At 68.8% G+C, this 15,290-nt stretch carries 15 protein-coding genes and 1 tRNA gene; 7 read left to right on the forward strand and 9 right to left on the reverse strand.

Annotation, left to right across the window (positions count from 1 at the left end; translation table 11 throughout):
* Positions 1–190: 190 nt before the first annotated feature.
* Both K0H49_RS14670 and K0H49_RS14675 read right to left on the reverse strand, forming a co-directional pair.
* A complete protein-coding gene (locus K0H49_RS14670; protein WP_219213779.1) occupies positions 191–565 on the reverse strand; it encodes a hypothetical protein in 375 nt (124 codons plus the stop codon).
* A 43-nt stretch (positions 566–608) separates the two neighbouring features.
* Positions 609–830 carry a hypothetical protein gene (locus tag K0H49_RS14675; RefSeq protein ID WP_219213782.1) on the reverse strand — a complete coding sequence of 74 codons (222 nt, stop codon included), beginning with the start codon at positions 828–830 and terminating at the stop codon, positions 609–611.
* Positions 831–1,272: 442 nt separating this feature from the next.
* On the opposite strand from K0H49_RS14675, the gene K0H49_RS14680 reads away from it, so the two are divergent.
* Entirely contained in the window at positions 1,273–1,446 is a 174-nt protein-coding gene (locus tag K0H49_RS14680) for a DUF1508 domain-containing protein (protein WP_219213785.1), read from the forward strand.
* Positions 1,447–1,490: 44 nt separating this feature from the next.
* Here the strand turns inward: K0H49_RS14680 and K0H49_RS14685 are convergent, their stop codons facing one another.
* Positions 1,491–1,829, reverse strand: coding sequence for a hypothetical protein (locus tag K0H49_RS14685; protein ID WP_219213788.1), 339 nt, complete (start codon positions 1,827–1,829; stop codon positions 1,491–1,493).
* Positions 1,830–1,837: 8 nt separating this feature from the next.
* On the opposite strand from K0H49_RS14685, the gene queE reads away from it, so the two are divergent.
* The 4 genes from queE (at position 1,838) to K0H49_RS14705 (ending at position 5,464) form a co-directional block, all read left to right on the forward strand.
* Entirely contained in the window at positions 1,838–2,470 is a 633-nt protein-coding gene (queE, locus tag K0H49_RS14690; RefSeq protein ID WP_219213791.1) for a 7-carboxy-7-deazaguanine synthase, read from the forward strand.
* Positions 2,467–2,874 carry a 6-carboxytetrahydropterin synthase gene (locus K0H49_RS14695; protein ID WP_219213795.1) on the forward strand — a complete coding sequence of 136 codons (408 nt, stop codon included), beginning with the start codon at positions 2,467–2,469 and terminating at the stop codon, positions 2,872–2,874. Before queE ends, K0H49_RS14695 begins: the two co-directional genes overlap by 4 nt.
* A 710-nt stretch (positions 2,875–3,584) precedes the next feature.
* Positions 3,585–5,249 (forward strand): EAL domain-containing protein, encoded by a 1,665-nt coding sequence (locus K0H49_RS14700; protein ID WP_219213797.1) that lies wholly within the window; start codon positions 3,585–3,587, stop codon positions 5,247–5,249.
* A gap of 5 nt (positions 5,250–5,254) precedes the next feature.
* A complete protein-coding gene (locus K0H49_RS14705) occupies positions 5,255–5,464 on the forward strand; it encodes a hypothetical protein (protein WP_219213799.1) in 210 nt (69 codons plus the stop codon).
* 33 nt (positions 5,465–5,497) lie between these two features.
* Here K0H49_RS14705 and K0H49_RS14710 read toward each other — a convergent pair whose 3' ends face one another.
* From K0H49_RS14710 to K0H49_RS14725, 4 genes are all read right to left on the reverse strand, one after another.
* The gene (locus K0H49_RS14710; protein ID WP_219213801.1) at positions 5,498–5,758 is read right to left on the reverse strand and encodes a hypothetical protein; all 261 of its coding nucleotides are present in this window, start codon (positions 5,756–5,758) and stop codon (positions 5,498–5,500) included.
* A gap of 40 nt (positions 5,759–5,798) precedes the next feature.
* A complete protein-coding gene (locus tag K0H49_RS14715) occupies positions 5,799–6,023 on the reverse strand; it encodes a hypothetical protein (protein ID WP_219213803.1) in 225 nt (74 codons plus the stop codon).
* Between the two features lie 102 nt (positions 6,024–6,125).
* Positions 6,126–6,863, reverse strand: a complete 738-nt coding sequence (locus tag K0H49_RS14720) for a Crp/Fnr family transcriptional regulator (protein WP_257624868.1) — start codon at positions 6,861–6,863, stop codon at positions 6,126–6,128.
* Between the two features lie 101 nt (positions 6,864–6,964).
* A complete protein-coding gene (locus K0H49_RS14725) occupies positions 6,965–8,449 on the reverse strand; it encodes an EAL domain-containing protein (protein WP_257624869.1) in 1,485 nt (494 codons plus the stop codon).
* Between the two features lie 697 nt (positions 8,450–9,146).
* On the opposite strand from K0H49_RS14725, the gene K0H49_RS14730 reads away from it, so the two are divergent.
* Together K0H49_RS14730 and K0H49_RS14735 are read left to right on the forward strand one after the other, a co-directional pair.
* On the forward strand, positions 9,147–10,109 hold the full coding sequence (locus tag K0H49_RS14730; protein ID WP_219213807.1) for a hypothetical protein: 963 nt from the start codon (positions 9,147–9,149) through the stop codon (positions 10,107–10,109).
* Between the two features lie 499 nt (positions 10,110–10,608).
* Positions 10,609–10,893 (forward strand): hypothetical protein, encoded by a 285-nt coding sequence (locus tag K0H49_RS14735; protein ID WP_219213809.1) that lies wholly within the window; start codon positions 10,609–10,611, stop codon positions 10,891–10,893.
* 192 nt (positions 10,894–11,085) lie between these two features.
* On the opposite strand, the gene K0H49_RS14740 is transcribed toward K0H49_RS14735, so the two are convergent.
* Positions 11,086–11,160: transfer RNA gene (locus tag K0H49_RS14740), tRNA-Arg, on the reverse strand.
* Positions 11,161–11,192: 32 nt separating this feature from the next.
* The gene (locus K0H49_RS14745; protein WP_219213813.1) at positions 11,193–15,290 is read right to left on the reverse strand and encodes a translocation/assembly module TamB domain-containing protein; all 4,098 of its coding nucleotides are present in this window, start codon (positions 15,288–15,290) and stop codon (positions 11,193–11,195) included.

Here is a 15,290-nt window from a genome sequence, read left to right on the forward strand (position 1 = left end):
AGGGGAGTTCCCAGTCCGCCGTCGCCGCATCGGCCGGAATCGCCAGCGTGAAGACGACCGCCGCGGCAAGCGCGGCGAGGACGGTGGCGAAGAAGGTGGTCATGCGCGGGAGCATCGTGTCTGCGGACCGTGTGCCGTGTCAGCGCACAGCCATCGCGCCTGAGCGACACCGGCGCGTGATGCGCCTGTGTCAGTGCCGGATCGCCCGACGCGGCGGCGGTGGGGGTGGCGGCGGTGGCGGGTCCACGGGTTCGGGCTCGGCAGGGCGGCTTGCATCCTGGATGCCGGGCGAGGGGTCGATCTCGACGGGCAGCGCGATGTCCATGGAGGCGGGCTCGACCGTCGTGGTCTCCACCCACTCGGTCGGTGCCGGCTCCGGCTCGAAGCCGTTGGCCAGCGCGCCGATGGCGCAGACCAGGGCCAATGCAAACCAGGCGCCGCCGATCTTCCAGCGCGAGGGAACGGCACCGTTGATGCGAAACCATTGCGGGCGTGCCACGCTCACGATCATGCCGAGCCCGCAGATCTGCCCGGCCACGGCGAACAACAGGCCTTTCAGCGCCATGGTGGGGCGGCATGCACCGCGTGGTGCATCCGCGGCATGCCGTTCAGTCGCATCGGAAGCGGACCCTGTGCGCCGGCGTGCCGGGAAGCTCGAGCAGGCGGATCGGGTCGCCGGTCGTCCTGCAGAAGGTTTCGGCTTCTTCCGGATTCTGAGCCTGCAACACGCCGTCGCCGAGGCGTATCACGCCGGTGGAAGCGGGCAGGGCGCAGCCGGTCAGCATCAGGAGCGACAGGACGGGCAACAGAAGGACTGCGGAGCTTTTCATCGGGCGCGTCGGCATGGCGTGAAGGAAGCGGGAAGGGCTGCGGGCAGCCCGGCAGGCCCGAGGCCACGGCCGCATCGGGATTCATTCTGCCGCACACCGTTGCCGGAACCTGGTGCAGATGGTTACGAATTTTTGACCGTTCGGCACAAAGAACTCATCGCACACTGCATCCAGAACGGCAGGTTCGACGTAGAGGCGTGACGTCGCCTGAACCGATCTCGGCGGACGGGTGCATGCGCGCACGGCTGACGGCTCGAGTCGGTGGCTTGACTGAATCTGCTCGCGTGCCGACGCAGATCGTCGCGCCGCCGCTCGCACGCAGCCTCGGATGTGCCGGAATGCTTGAAAAGCAAGGGAGGGCGGACCTGGAAGACCGGGACGCCTGTTTTTTAGAAAGCGATACCGCGCAGCGCGCGGACGCACGGATCTACGGAGTGATCAATTGGAGTTTTTTGTTGCAGAGGACGCCCCCGGGGTTTTCAGCTGGGGGCTCAAGGATGCCGAAGGCAAGGTCGTCGCCAGGAGCGCAAACACTTTTTCCGATCGTGAGGCCGCGACCGCGGCCATGGTCAGCGTCGCGGGCGGCATGCCCGGCGCGGCGGTCGAAGAGGAGTGAGCGTTCGGGGCTGATGCTTCAGGTCCGACGTCCGTCGGCCCGGGCTACCAGAACTTCCACCAGGGGCGCGTCTGCTGACGCACGGCGGCTGGCCGCGTGTCCAGCGTTTCGGCACTGGCGGGCGTGCTGCCGCTGCGCTGGCGCAGTTCGGCTTCCAGGGTATGGGCCACGCCGCGGGCTGTCTTCTCGCCTCTCAGGGCTCTTTGCCGCCACTCTTGCGCGTAAAGCGCCAAATCATCGTCACTCAATTCACTGATCGCTGTCATCAGGCCATTGTGCCGTGTGAGCGGTGCACGTTCGGTTGCACGGGTTTTGATCGCCTGCGCGGCCGTGCCGTAGGATTCGCGGATCAGGGATTCAGACGAGGCGAGTGCGATCCGCATCCGACGCCATGACGTACAGCGTAAAAGAGATTTTCTACACCTTGCAAGGCGAGGGCTTGCGTTCGGGGAGGCCCGCGGTCTTCTGTCGCTTTGCCGGATGCAACCTGTGGAACGGCCGCGAAGAAGATCGCGCAAGTGCGACCTGCCGGTTCTGCGACACCGATTTCGTGGGAACGGACGGAACGCTCGGCGGCAAGTTCACGCATGCCGCGATCCTGGCGGATCGGATCGCGGCCCTCTGGCCGGCGGGCCACGCCCACCGCTATGTGGTGCTGACCGGCGGCGAACCGTTGCTGCAGGTGGACGCCGCGCTGATCGATGCGCTGCACGCCCAGGGGTTCGAGATCGCGGTGGAAACCAATGGCACCGTCGTGGCGCCGCCGGGCATCGACTGGATCTGCGTGAGCCCGAAGGCGGGTGCCGACTGGGTGCAGCGCAGGGGCCACGAGCTCAAGCTGGTGTTTCCGCAACCCGGCTTGCTGCCCGACCACGTGGCCGACTTCGATTTCGACCACCAGCTCCTGCAGCCCATGGACGGGCCGCTCCAGCGCCAGAACACCCGGGCGGCGATCGCGTACTGCCAGGCCCATCCCGAGTGGCGCCTGTCGGTGCAGGTGCACAAGGTCCTGGACATCCGATGACGACGATTCCTTCCGCCTTCGACGACGCCCGCTGCGAGCTGTCGCAGCGCTTCTTCTTCGAAGCCGCGCACACCCTGCACCGCGCGCTGGAAACCGCCGGCAGCCGGCGCATCCACGGCCATACCTACGAAGCGGAAATCACGATCGCCGGCGTGCCGGACGCGGCCACGGGCATGCTCGTGGACCTGGGCCTGGTGCGCCAGGAGGTGGCCCGGGTGCGCGAGCTGCTCGACCATCGCTTCCTGGACGACATCGCCGACCTGGGGCCCGCGACGCTCGAGAACCTCTGCGGCTTCATCCGCCGCCAGCTTCAACCCACGCTGCCGCTGTTGTGTGCGGTCACCATCGCGCGCCGCGCGAGCGGGGACCGGTGCGTGCTGCGCTGGCGCCCGGCGGCGCCCTGACCCTGCGCTGGCGGTCTTGCCAGGGCCGGACCAACGCGTGACGTACGAGGCCCAGGTCTCGGCCTGACAGCGGCCGCTGTCTTCGGGTCGCCATCGATGTGTTCCTGGATGTGAACGGCGTCACTGGATTGCAAAGTCTGTCGCTCAGGTTCGGCTGCCGCGAGACGTACAGTGGTTCGCAGCGCCGCACGGTGCCTTGGGGCGCACATCCACGATGACGGATCGCTCCCCGCCACAACCAGTACGGAGCCCACCTTGTCATCTCCCGTTCGCCTTTCACGGTCGCACCGACGGCTTCCTGCGCGCAGCCTTCCTGCTGGCGTGACATGCGGCACCGGCCGCGAGACCGCAGGGACCGGGCGACGGTGCGGGACCGCCATGCGCGGGATGCGGCACCGTCCCGCGCGGCCTGCCACAGCAGCGCGCCCCACTGCAGTCGGGACCGGGTCTGAGACATCTTCTTGAAAGCCAGGCGCAAGACGGGCCCGTACGCACGCGCGTGCACACCACCCGACGAACGGCCTCTTTCGCCGATGCCGACCCGCCTGGCGGGGCGTCCTTGTCATTGCAGCAGCGGCCTCGCATGTTCCTCTCCTCCTTCGTTCCACTGAACCATGCCATCGGCCTCGATCCCGGCGCCTGACGCGGGCCGGCTGGCCCGGGGCAAGAGCTCGCGCAAGTTCGCGGTGCTCTGGTTGCGCCTGCGTCACGTGGCGCCCGCGCCCATCGTCATGGCCTGCCTGGCACTCTTCCTGGCGTGCATGGGCGGCTCGGCCTGGCTGGCGTCGCGGCAGGGCCTGCAACGCGCGGAGCGACGCGCGGCGGAACTGGCGGCCGGGGTGCGCGGCGGCGCCGAGCGCATCGGCGCGCAGATCGATGCGGCCATGGCGCAAGGCAGCCGCGGCATCGCCAGCACGACAAGCTGCGGCAGCGCCGACCTTTCGCGCCTGCAGTCCGTTCACGCGCGCTACAGCGACATCGGTGCCATCGCGCGCCTGAACCCGGCCGGCGATCGGATCCTGTGCTCGACCTTCGGCCCCGACGCGGACGGCCTGCTGCTCGGGCCTGCCGACGATGTCATCCGGCGAGGCTCCCGGCGGGTGCACCGGCGCGTGGTGATCCCGGCGGTCGACGGCGTGGAGTACTTCGTCGTGTCCGAGGCAGGCCTGGCCGTGTTCGTGCATCGCAGCGTGGCCGCGACGATCCTGGCCACACTGCAGGACGCCTCCCTGGGCGCCTACATCCGCGATGGTGGGCCGCTCCTGTTCGGCCGCGGCGCCTTTGACCTCGGTGCGCTCAGGGCCCTCGAGCGTGGCGGCGCGTCCGCGGCCTTCGATGGCCACCGGCTGCTGGGGCTCAGCGCCTCGCCGAATTCGGAGTACGTCGCGTTCATCGACTTTCCCGCCGCACGGGTACAGGCCAGCATCGACGACGCCAGGGCGTCGCTGCTGCCGCTGGGGGCCGTGCTGGGCCTGTCGCTCGCGTTGCTGCTGTTCGTGTCGTATCGAAACCTGAGTTCGGTCGCCGCGTCGCTGACCCGCGCGCTCTACACGGACCGCGTCTACATGGCGTACCAGCCGATCGTCGATCTGCGCACCGGCCGCTGCATTGGTGCCGAAGCGCTGGTGCGCTGGAAGCGCGGCGGCGGCCTGGTGTCGCCCCAGCGCTTCATCGTCGCCGCCGAGCGCGCCGGCATCATGCCGGTGGTGACACGCCGCATCGTCCAGCTCGTGGCGCTGGACATCGCCGACCTGCTCCGGACGCATCCCGAACTGCACGTGAGCATCAATTTCTCGGCCACGGACCTGCGCTCCGACCATGCCGTCGATTTGCTCACCGGCCTGCTCCGGGTGACCGGTCTGCCTGCCACCAGTTTCTGGATCGAGATCACCGAGACCAGTTTCGAGGCCCAGGTGAGCCAAACCATCGACCGGATCCGCGCGCTGGGCTTCCGGGTGGCCATCGACGATTTCGGCACCGGCTATGCCAACCTCGGCACGCTGGCCAGCATCGAGGTGGACCTGCTGAAGATCGACCGCAGCTTCGTGCAGTCCGTGGCGCAGACCGGCCAGGCTGCGGAAGTGGCCGCCGCGATCATCGGATTGGCCCGGTCGCTGGACCTGGAAATGGTCGCCGAGGGCGTCGAGACACAGGCACAGGCCGATTTCCTGATCGACAGCGGCGTCCAGTTCGCGCAGGGCTGGCTGTTCGGCCGGCCCGCTTCGGTGGACGCGTTGCGTGCGCTCATTGCACAGAAGAACGGGAACCCGCCCGTGCAGAAGGGCCGCGCCCTCCAGGAGCACGCGTCCCTGGACGGGCGGCGCGGCGTGGCGGCCCCCCAGGCCTCACGCGTGCTCGAACACGCGGCGGGATGAGACGCATGGAACTGCTCGGCATTCGCACCGCGGGAGGCCACTGGTCCTGGATCCTTCGCGACGTCCATGGCGCCACGGTGGTCCGGAGCACCCGCACCTTCAGGTCCTTTGCGCTGTGCATGATCGATGCTTCCTGCGCCTGCAGCCATCTGCAGACCGCGGAGATCGAGTGCTCCGACTACCTTCCCATCCTGCCGCTGCGCGGCAGGCCGTGAGCGCGGCGGGCATCGAGACCAGGGGACCCGAGGTCAGGGCGACGCTGCCTTCGAGGCGGCGCTGCCCAGGCATGGCCGCGGATCCTTGGCGGACGGCTGCTGCAGCAACTGCTGGTGCCACACGGTGGCGCCGATCCGCAGCAGCGCTTCCATCTCCTGTGCGTCGCCTTCGCACGATGGATCCAGTCGGTCGATGAGGTCGGCGATCACCCTGACCGCTTCGCTCGCCGTCATCAGGCCCTCGCCATGATTGGCGATGGTGACGATGTTCAGGATGGGGTCGCTGTGGCTCATGGGGGCCGGCGCTGCGTGAGCCATGAGGAGGCGGCGCCGTTCATGCGGCACGCGCCGCGTCGGCGGCCTCGTGGCTGCGGGTGAACAACCGCTGGCGGTGCGAGACCATGATGTCCGTGACCTCTCGCTTGGACGCCAGGAAGCTCTGCCCGCAACTCGGACAGTGGTAGGCCCTCAGGCCGGGCAGCAGCCGCATCCAGGGGCTGCGCTCCAGGCGTTCGAGCGACGGTGGGCGGCAGGCACACCCGGCCTTCAGGATCTTCATGCTTCAACGAGCCTCATACGAAATAAAAAAACAAAACCGCGCAGGCGGTGCGACAAGGTGGAAAGGTGCAGATCGTCAGGCCGGCCAGGGGTGAAGTCATCGTCAGTCCTTGGGCGCCTTCTTCAGGAAGTCGATCTCGAAGCCCGGATCGACCGGCGGCGCTTCCTTCCGGGTGAGGTCCGGCTCCGCCGGCAGGAGACCACCGAAATCGGTCGAGGCGAAGCTGGGCGGCACGTGGACGCCCTGGTCGTCCTTGGTGACCAGTCCCCGGTGCTCCATGTCCTTCATCGTCTTGTTCACCATCTCTCGCGAGATCCCGGCGTACGAGGCGATGAGGGCCTGCGTGATGCGCTTGTCATAGCCGCCGTTCTCGGAAGGCGCGAGCTGCGTCAGTTCATGCAGCACGCGGCTCACGAGCTTCTCGACCGACGAGGTCGTGACGCGGCGCAGCTGCGTGCGCAGGATGCCGATGCGGCGCGACTCGTGCTCCATCAGGCCGATCAGCAGATCGGGGTACCTGGCACACAGCAGGCGCACATGCCGCAGCGGGATCGCATAGACCACCGTCGGCAAGGCCGCGATGACGGTGGCCGGACTCTCGAATTCGTCGTTGCGCAGCGATGGGGGCAAGAAGAACTCGTCGGGCCGTATGAAGTCCGTCGTCACTTCCTCCTGGTTCCCCTGACCATGCAGGGCCACGCGCAGCAGACCGGTGGCGACGCAGAAGATGCTCTGCGACCTTTGCCCGCTGGCCAACAGGTACTGGCTGCGCTTATAGGATCGGACCTCCACGACCTTCTTCAGATCGTCGCGCTCGAATTGGGGCAGGCTGGAAGTCAACGGGTGCAGATACATGCGTCTTGCAGCAATGCGCGTTGGAGTGACAAAACTTCGTTCTCTCCGGGTGGCGCCCTTTCTTGGCGCCCGTCCCGAATGCCTGGTTAGAGGAGATGGGCCCTCGGTCGGTTGGCCGAGCCCGCGCCGGCGGCGCTCGCCAAGCCCGTGGGGCCATCCGCGGTGTCGTCCGTCGACGGTAGGCTACGCCGAAGCGCGGCTGCGTGCGGGGCCGTGGCGAGAGGTCGAGCGGGCGCCTGGGCGCCGCCCAGGTAATAGCCCTGCATCCACTGGGCCCCGGCACGCATCGCCACGTGCAGGTCCGCCTCCCGATCAATGCCGTCCACGACCGTTCGCTGGGCGAGGCGCGCGCAAAGCGCCAGCATGTCCTTCAGGCTCTCGAAGCCGAAGGGGTTTTCGCAAGCCCTGCGCACGAAGGCGGCCTCCAGCTTGATGATGTCCGGCTTGCACGCCTGCACGAAGGTCAGGCCTGCCGCTCCGGCGCCGAAGGCATCCATGGCGATCCGGCAGCCGCAGGCCGCCAGGCAGCGGCAGAAATCCCTGACGGCCTCGGCGTCCTGCAGCTGGGCCCGGGCGCAATCGATCTCGATCACCAGCCGTTTCGCCAGAAGCGGTTCGCGCGACAGGACTTCCAGGAACAGGGCCCACCAATGGTCGAGCCTTGCGCTCTGCGCCGACAGGTTCAGGCCCATGTTCGCGCCTGGACGTTGACGCAGGGCCGCGAGCACCTGATGGGCTACGCATCGATCGAAAGGGCGCGTCAGCCGCAAGCGCTCGAGGCTCGGCATGAAGGCGCCAGGCGCCAGGAAGGCCTGGTGCTCGGGTGTCGGGCCGAGGTGTACGCGGCCTTCGCGATACAGCGTGGCAGCGCCGGCATAGACGTCCACCACGGGTTGCCAGCGCGTCTGCAGGCGCCCGGCGCGCGCTGCCTCCCACGCCCGCACGGCAATGGCCATGTCGGCGCGATAGCCGGCGCGCCAATCCTCCGCGCGGACCTCCTCGAGGGTCGGCGACTGCTGCGCCGTCCACAGGATCAGGTCGATCTCGGCCGCATCCAGGGTTCGCGGGTCCGAGACCTCGATCCATCCGGCATGCAGCTCGGGCAAGACCACCACGCCCTCGAAACGCACCGGCTCGGCGGAGATTTCCGACAGCAGCTGCTCGATGTTCTCGCTCACGCTCGGCGATCCGCCATAGCGCCCGCCCGCCTCGGCGTCGGGCGACCAGAGAAGAAAACAGTCCTCGCGCATCTCGAAGACCTGTATGCCGGTGGCCGCCGCCGCGACCGCCATCAGGCGCTGCCGGACTTCGTGGCCAGTCGCCCTGGCCAGGCCTTCGCTGAATGCCTCGGCCAGATGCGGCGCGTTGCCGATGAAGACGAACACGCATCGGCAGGGCTGCGCCATCGAGTCGACCCATGCATCGACCGCGTGCTGCATGGGCGCCGTGGCGACGCTTCGGTCCGACACACGGTGCATCGGAGCCAAAGGCTGGCCAATCGGTCGAGTCGCATCAAGGGTGGCCTCCGGCTGCGGTTGCCCGGTGGGGTATTCAAGTGAAGAGCTGCTCATCGCATGGCTGTCTCGATTGGGCATGGCGGCATGCGCGGGACCTGTTGTATGCCTTCTGTTTCTGGTGGACGGTGTTCCTCCGCTCTCACAAAGGGGGGAGGAGATCGGTGGGGTGGGCCTTCGTCACGGCGCAAGCGCCCCGGACCGAGGAACGCCGCCCCCCATTTCAAGGATGCGGCTCATTCCCCTGGCGCACACCCCTGCCGGGGGCATGTCTTTGAAACGAGGTGGAATTCATTGGCGGTGCGTCGCAAAAGGCACGGTGAACAAGCAATGAATAGTAGGAATTATTTCATTTTGTTGCGATTGAATTTGTGTCGTCTTTGTGTCCTGGCTCACAAAGATGGTGTTGTCAGCGATGCATGGCCTGCGATCCAGAACGTGATCGACACGCTGGCGGGCGCACTGCGGATATCCAGGAGGGGGGAACCGCCCTTACGCCAGGCCCCGCTTGAGCGGCGGCGCCATTCCCCTGGGTGACAAAAATCCGCGTCGCCTTCCTTGTCGCAGTTTTCACAACTGCGGCCACAGCGCGTTCCACAACTGGGCGTTGAGAAGGCATGGGCCTCGAGCGATCGGCCCCAAACTTGGAAAACCATTTCGCTGGAACAATTGCCAAGTGCGCGTACAAACCCGATAGACACATTTGGTTGCAAATTGCAAACTTCTCCCGCCCGATGGAGGGCGTGGAGAAACAATGAAGCACAAGATTCGACTGGCCCTTTCCCTGGCGGTACTTCTCTCTCTGAGCGCCTGTGGTGGCGGAGGGGGCGGCGACGCCGGCTCGGACCAGGCGCCTGTCGCGACCCCGAGCCCTTCGCCGGCCTTCAACGCCACGAGCTCCGAGGGGATGTGGGCGGGCACCACGTCCACCGGCCGGGACATGGTGGGCCTGCTGCAGGCCGATGGCACCTACTGGGTTCTCTATACGAAAGCGGGTGATGCCTCCGTGATCGCCGGCGCGGTACAAGGCAACGCCGCTTCGAACAACGGCGTCTTCACATCGACCAACGGGCGCGATTTCAGCGTTGAAGCGAAGTCCATCAGCGACGTGACGGTGAACGCCAACTACGCGCCGCGCAGTCGCCTGGACGGAAGCATCACGTACTACGGCACCGGGTCAAAGTTCTCCTTCACCTCGACGTATGACACGGCGTATGACAAGCGGACGTCCCTTCAGGCCCTCTCCGGCGATTACACCGGCAATGCGGCGGTTGTGCAGGGCACCGAGTCTGCGCGTCTGACGATCGATATCTCGGGAGGTCTCTCTGGCCGCTCCGCTTCAGGTTGCGCCTACACGGGCCAGGTGGCACCGAAGTCTGAAGGATCGGCTTTCGCATTGACAGTCACTTTCGCAGGCGGCAACTGCGCCAACGGTACGGACACCGTGCGGGGCGTCGGCTACCTCGACCCGGATTCCGGCATGCTCTATGGCGCAGCGCTGAACAACGCGCGCAGCAACGGCCTGATCTTCAGTGGCAAGAAGAGTGGCTTCACGCCTCCAGTGACCACCGGCACGGTCACTAACGGGACGACGAATGGCGGCAGCCCTGGTTCATCTCCTTCCGACTCGGGATGCGGCTCCCGAGGCGGTCCCGGCTACCGCTTGAAGAACGGCAAATGCGCCAGCTGGGCCGATAAGCGCGCGGGGCGTACGTGATGTCGCGCATCGACGGACATGGGCCTGACCGTCCTTTGCGGAATGGCGTCTCAAGCAAGGTCGGCAGTTCTGTTGGCAACGCCGAGCAGGCAGCCATTGCAATGAGTACGCGAAGACTTGCCATGCCCATGGCGTCTTTTGGCGCTCGGTCGTCACGGCGGCGGTCGGGACTCGGTGCAGCCGTGCTCCTTGCTGCTTTCGCTGCGGGCGGCGTCGCCGCGCAGACGCCTTCGATCCTGCTCGAGGCCTGCAATGCCATGGAGCCGGCGAGCAAGCGGCTTGAATGCCTGCGTGCGGCGAACGGAGCGCGCTCCGGCGCTGGCACGGCCTACGGCGGCTCCGCCGCTCCAAGAGCGGCGTATGCGGCGCCTCAGGCCTCTTCGTTGGCGGCCTCCGCAGCGCCTCGTGCCACTGGCAGCCAGACCTGCTACACGGGACCGAGGGGCGGCACCTACACGATCACGGCCAGCGGGCGCAAGAACTACAGCGGATGTTGAACATGAAGGCCTCCGGACTCTCTCTGGCCATTGCCGCAGCGCTTCTTGCAGGCTGTGCTTCCAACTCTGGAGTGGTCCCTATGGGCCGAGGGCTGCTGTCGATCACCAAGCAGCAAGCCACAGGCTTTCCAGGGCTTGGCAATCTCAAGGCCGAAGCCTTCCAGGAGGCCGCTGCGCATTGCGGGGCCGCGCAGAAAGACTTCGCGGTCGTCGGCTATGAAGAGACCAAGGGTCCGTACATCTTTGGAAACTACCCGCGGGTCGATCTGAGCTTTCGCTGCGTGTAGCGACCGTCGCGATCGGTGCCGCAGTGAAACTGCAATCGCAACCCTGACTTGTGAGCCAAGGCTGTCATTCCGCCGCAGGCAACGGCATCGGCCCGCGTGTCGGAAGGCCTACTGTCGCGGAAGTCCATGAAAACTCCGTTGGTCCCGGTGCGGGCCTGGTTGTCAGTCGGCGTCAATAAGTCAAGCACTGGCTGGTGCCCTCGACAGGAATCGAACCTGTATCTGAGTCTTAGGAGGACCCCGTTCTATCCATTGAACTACGAGGACGGTGGGCAGCCCGGCGACTGTAGCAGAGGGACTCAGTCGTACTTGAGCGTGTAGATCAGGTCCACGCCGCTCTGGACGCCGGCCTGGCCGCGCAGCGTGAGGCGCTGGGTCAGGTCGTAGAAGATGAAGAGGGTGCCGAGCACGCCGGTCAGGCTGCTTTCGTAGGTGACGTAGAAATCCTTCGACAGCCGCTTGCCCACCGTGACCGCGGATTCGCGCAGCTCGCCGCCGCTGCCCGGGCCCTTGAAGCCGATCTCGTCGAGGCCCAGCCGGCTGGCCAGGCTGCCGCCCGATCCGCCCTTGCCCAGGCCGCCCAGCAGCGCCAGCGCGGCCTGCTGCATCAGGATCGATTCGCCGCCGTTGCCCACCGAGGCACGGCCCAGGATCACCCACGACAGGGTTTCCGCATCCGACAGCGCGGGCTCCGAGTAGAGCTTGACGCGCGGCACCTGGGCGGTGCCCGAGACCTGCACGCCCGCGCGCTGCGAGATGTTGGGCCGGATCGCGAGGATGTCGAGCGCGGGGTTGTCCATCGGGCCGTTGAAGCGTGCGAGACCGGTCTCGACGTCGAGCTGCTGGCCATAGGCGCGGTACTGGCCCTTGACGGTGCGCACTTCGCCGGTCACGCGCGGGGGGGCGCTCAGCGAGGTGCTGCGGATGTCGAGCTGGCCTTCGAGCCGGGTCGTGATGCCGCGACCCTGCACCGCGAAGTCCTTGCCGAGGTCGAAGGTCACGGCCACGTCGAAGGGCTTGGCAGTCTGCGGCTTGGCCGCCTGCGCACTGTTCTGCGCAGCCTCGCGCTGCGCTTCGGCCGCCGTCTCGCGGTCCTTGGCGGCCGAGCGCACCACCACGTCGGTGCCCAGGCTGGGCGCGCTCTCGTCGGGCAGGATGATCACGGCGCGTTCGGTCTCGAGCTTGCCGCGCAGCGTGAACTGGCCGTCGTCCAGGCGCGCCTGCAGGTCGCCCGACAGCGTGACCTGGCGGTCGGTGCGCACCAGCACGCGCAGGCTGCGCAGCTGGGCCTGCATGGCCATCCGGATGCCCGAGCCGCCAGCGGAAGAGGCCTGGCCCCAGCGCATCTCGCCGCGGCCCGTGAGCGTGCCGCCGTCGCGTGCGGCCTCGCTCGAGGTGGTGCTGAGGTTGCCGCTCTGCCCGGCGATGCGCGCGCTGTTGCCGCGGCCGCCCTTGAGCGTGAAGTCGGTGATGTCGACGCGGTCGCCGCCCAAGGTGGCACGCAGCCGGCCGTCGCGCAGGTCCAGCCCTTCGACCGGCGCGCGCAGCGCCAGCTGGTCGGCTGTCAGCGTGCCGTTCCAGCGCGGCGCGGCGCGGTTGCCCGAGAGCGCGGCGTCGGCCTCGAGCGTGCCGGCGATGCGCCAGCCCGGCGGCGCGAGCATCGACCACACGCCCAGGCTCGGCATGCGGGCCTTGACGCTGCCGTTGAGCGGGGCGTCCTCGGCCCATTGCCAGCCGCCGTCGCGCTGCGCCACGCGGGTGCGCGCGTCGGCGCGGATGTTGCCGGCGCGTTCGCTGTCCCAGACCAGGTCGGCGCGCACTTCCTCGCCCTGCGCTTCGATGCGCAGCTCGGCCTGCCGCAGTCCGGCCGGGGTGCTGGGGCTGTCGACGTTGGTGCTGCCCGACACCATCTTGATCTCGCTCTTGGTGCCGGTGCCGCGGCTCTCGATGCGGGTGACCAGCGCGGCTTCGCCGGCCTGCACGCGGATGTCGCCGCTCTGGCGCGCGAGCCGCACGCTGGCGCGCAGTGCGTCGCCGGCCTCGATGTCCCAGTCGCCGTTGAACAGCAGGTCGCCGCTCAGGCCCAGGCTCGCGAGCGAGCTGTTGTTGTCCAGCGCCTCGGCCCAGGCCATCGGCAGGCCCTGCATGCGGCCCTTGGTCTGCACGCGGATGCCCTGTTGCGTGCCGCTGCCGGTCTGGCGGAAGCGCACCGGCTCCCAGTCGAACCGCACCGTGCCGGCCACCGGGCCCTGCAGTGTGGCGCCGCCGGCCGAGGTGTCGATCTCGAGGCCGCTGGCCACGCTGCGTACGTTGGCGCTGAGCGGCGCGCTGAGCGCCACGGTCCAGGGGCCGGGGCGGGTGCTGTCCTGGGCCTGCACGCGCAGGCTCGCCAGCGCCGCGCGCCAGCGGCCCGGGCCTTCGAGCGCGCCGCTGGCGCGGGTGTCGAGCGTGAGTTTCTGGGTGCCGCGCAGGGCCTCGCCCTGCACCGAGAGCGTGGCCTGCGCCAGGCTGCCGCCCAGTTCGGCGCGCAGGCCGCGCAGCTGGATCGGCGCGTCGGGTGGCGCCGGCACCGCGCCCGCGGGGACGGCCGCGGCCGGCAGTCGCAGGTCGAGCCGCGGCACGGCCAGCGTGGCCTGCACGGTCGGCTCGACGCTGCCGCGTGGCGCCGGCGCGGCCGCGTTCTGCAGGCGCCGCTGCACGGCCTCCCAGCCGCCGTTCCAGCGGGCATCGAAGCGGGCGTTGCCCTGGGCGCTTGCGCCCGCGAAAACCGTGGACAGGCCGGGCAGCTTCTCGACCCAGCGCTGCAGCGCGGCCGCGTCGTCGACCTGCGCCGTGAGCTCGCCGCGACCCTGTGCCGGGCCCATGCGGCCGTTGACCTGCGCCTGGCCGCCGGGCAGCACCACTTTCAGGTCACCGCTGCCGGCGCGCTCGGCGATGCGGGCCTGCAGCTGGCCGGCGACGCTGGCTTGCGCGGCCTCGATGCGCAGCGTGCGCAGGTCGAGCACCTGGTCTTTCCACTGTCCTTGGGCGTTCACGCGGTCGAGGCGCAGGCCTTGCAGCGCGCGGCTGCCGCCGTTGCCCTGGGCCTGCAGTGCCACGTCGAAGCGCAAGGCCTCGTCGCGTTGCTCGACCTGGATGCGGCCGCCCACGGGCGCGCCTGCCAGCTGCGTGTGCAGGCCGCCGGGCTGCACGCCGCGCACGGTGGCCGTCACCTGCCAGGGCGCGGGCGCGGCGCGCCATTCGCCTTCGGCGTCGATGCGGCCACCGCCGGTGCGCACTGTGGCGGCCGGCACGGTCCAGGTGTTGCCATCGAAACTGGTGCGGGCCTCGACCTGCTCCAGCGGCAGCCGGCCTTCGTCCCAAGGGCCGGGCAGGGCGTTGCGGATGTCGGCGCTGGCCTGCCATTGCACGTCGCTGCCGGCCGCGCCCGGGCCGGCCTGCACGGTGCCGCTCAGCAGCGTGGCGGGGGCGGTGGGCCAGAGCCGGGCCAGGTCGACGTTGCGCAGGTCGGCGTCGGCATCGACCACCGGCTGCGGCAGCCAGGGCGCGATGTTGGCGCGCAGCTGGGCCTGCATCGGGTTCTTCTCGTCCTGTTCGGTGGGCTGCAGTTCGGCCGTGATGGCCAGGCGCGCCGCGCTGCCGGCCAGCGTGCCCTTGACGCTGGCCTGGGCCTGGACTTCGATGGCGCGGTCTTCGGCCAGCGGCGCGCGCACCTTGCCTTCGAGCGCGGCGTCGATGGCCATCGGCGCGTCGCCCTGCAGGCCGACGCGCGCGCTGTAGTGGCCGTCGGCGACGTCCACGCCGTCGACGGTCAGCGCATGCTGGCGCTGGGCGTAGCCGTAGCGGCCGGCCAGGTTCTTGACCTCCACCACGGGCGGGCCGGCCCAGCGCACGGTGTCGATGCGGAAGGGCAGGTCGACATCGACCGGCAGCACCAGCTGCTCGAGCGGCTGCAGCGGTTCATCGGTCTTCTCGGGCGGCGGGCCGCGGCGCTCGATCAGCACCTGCGTGGCGTGCACTTCGCCGAGCTGCACCTTGCGCTGGAACAGCGGCTTGAGCGTCCAGCCGATGGTGGCGTCGTGCACCTCGACCGACAGCGTGGGGCTCTGCCACTGCAGGAAGCCGATGCGCCCGCCGGTGCGCAGCGAGCCGCTGACCTCGCGACTCTGCAGCGTCTGGCCGGCCGGCATGTAGCGCGCGGCCTTGGAGATCGCAAAGGCCAGCGACTGGTCGGAGCCCAGCCACCACCAGCCGGCCGCGACGACCAGCACCAGCAAGGCGACCAGCGCGCCGACGCTCCAGGCCGCGGCGCGCAGCACGCGGCGCGTGCGCGAACGGCGCGGCGGCGCCGCGACGACCGGCGAGGGCGTGGGTGCGGGAGTTGCGTTCGATGCCAT

This window comes from Variovorax boronicumulans (assembly GCF_019352895.1).
In the GTDB taxonomy this organism is placed as follows: Bacteria; Pseudomonadota; Gammaproteobacteria; order Burkholderiales; family Burkholderiaceae_C; genus Variovorax; species Variovorax boronicumulans_A.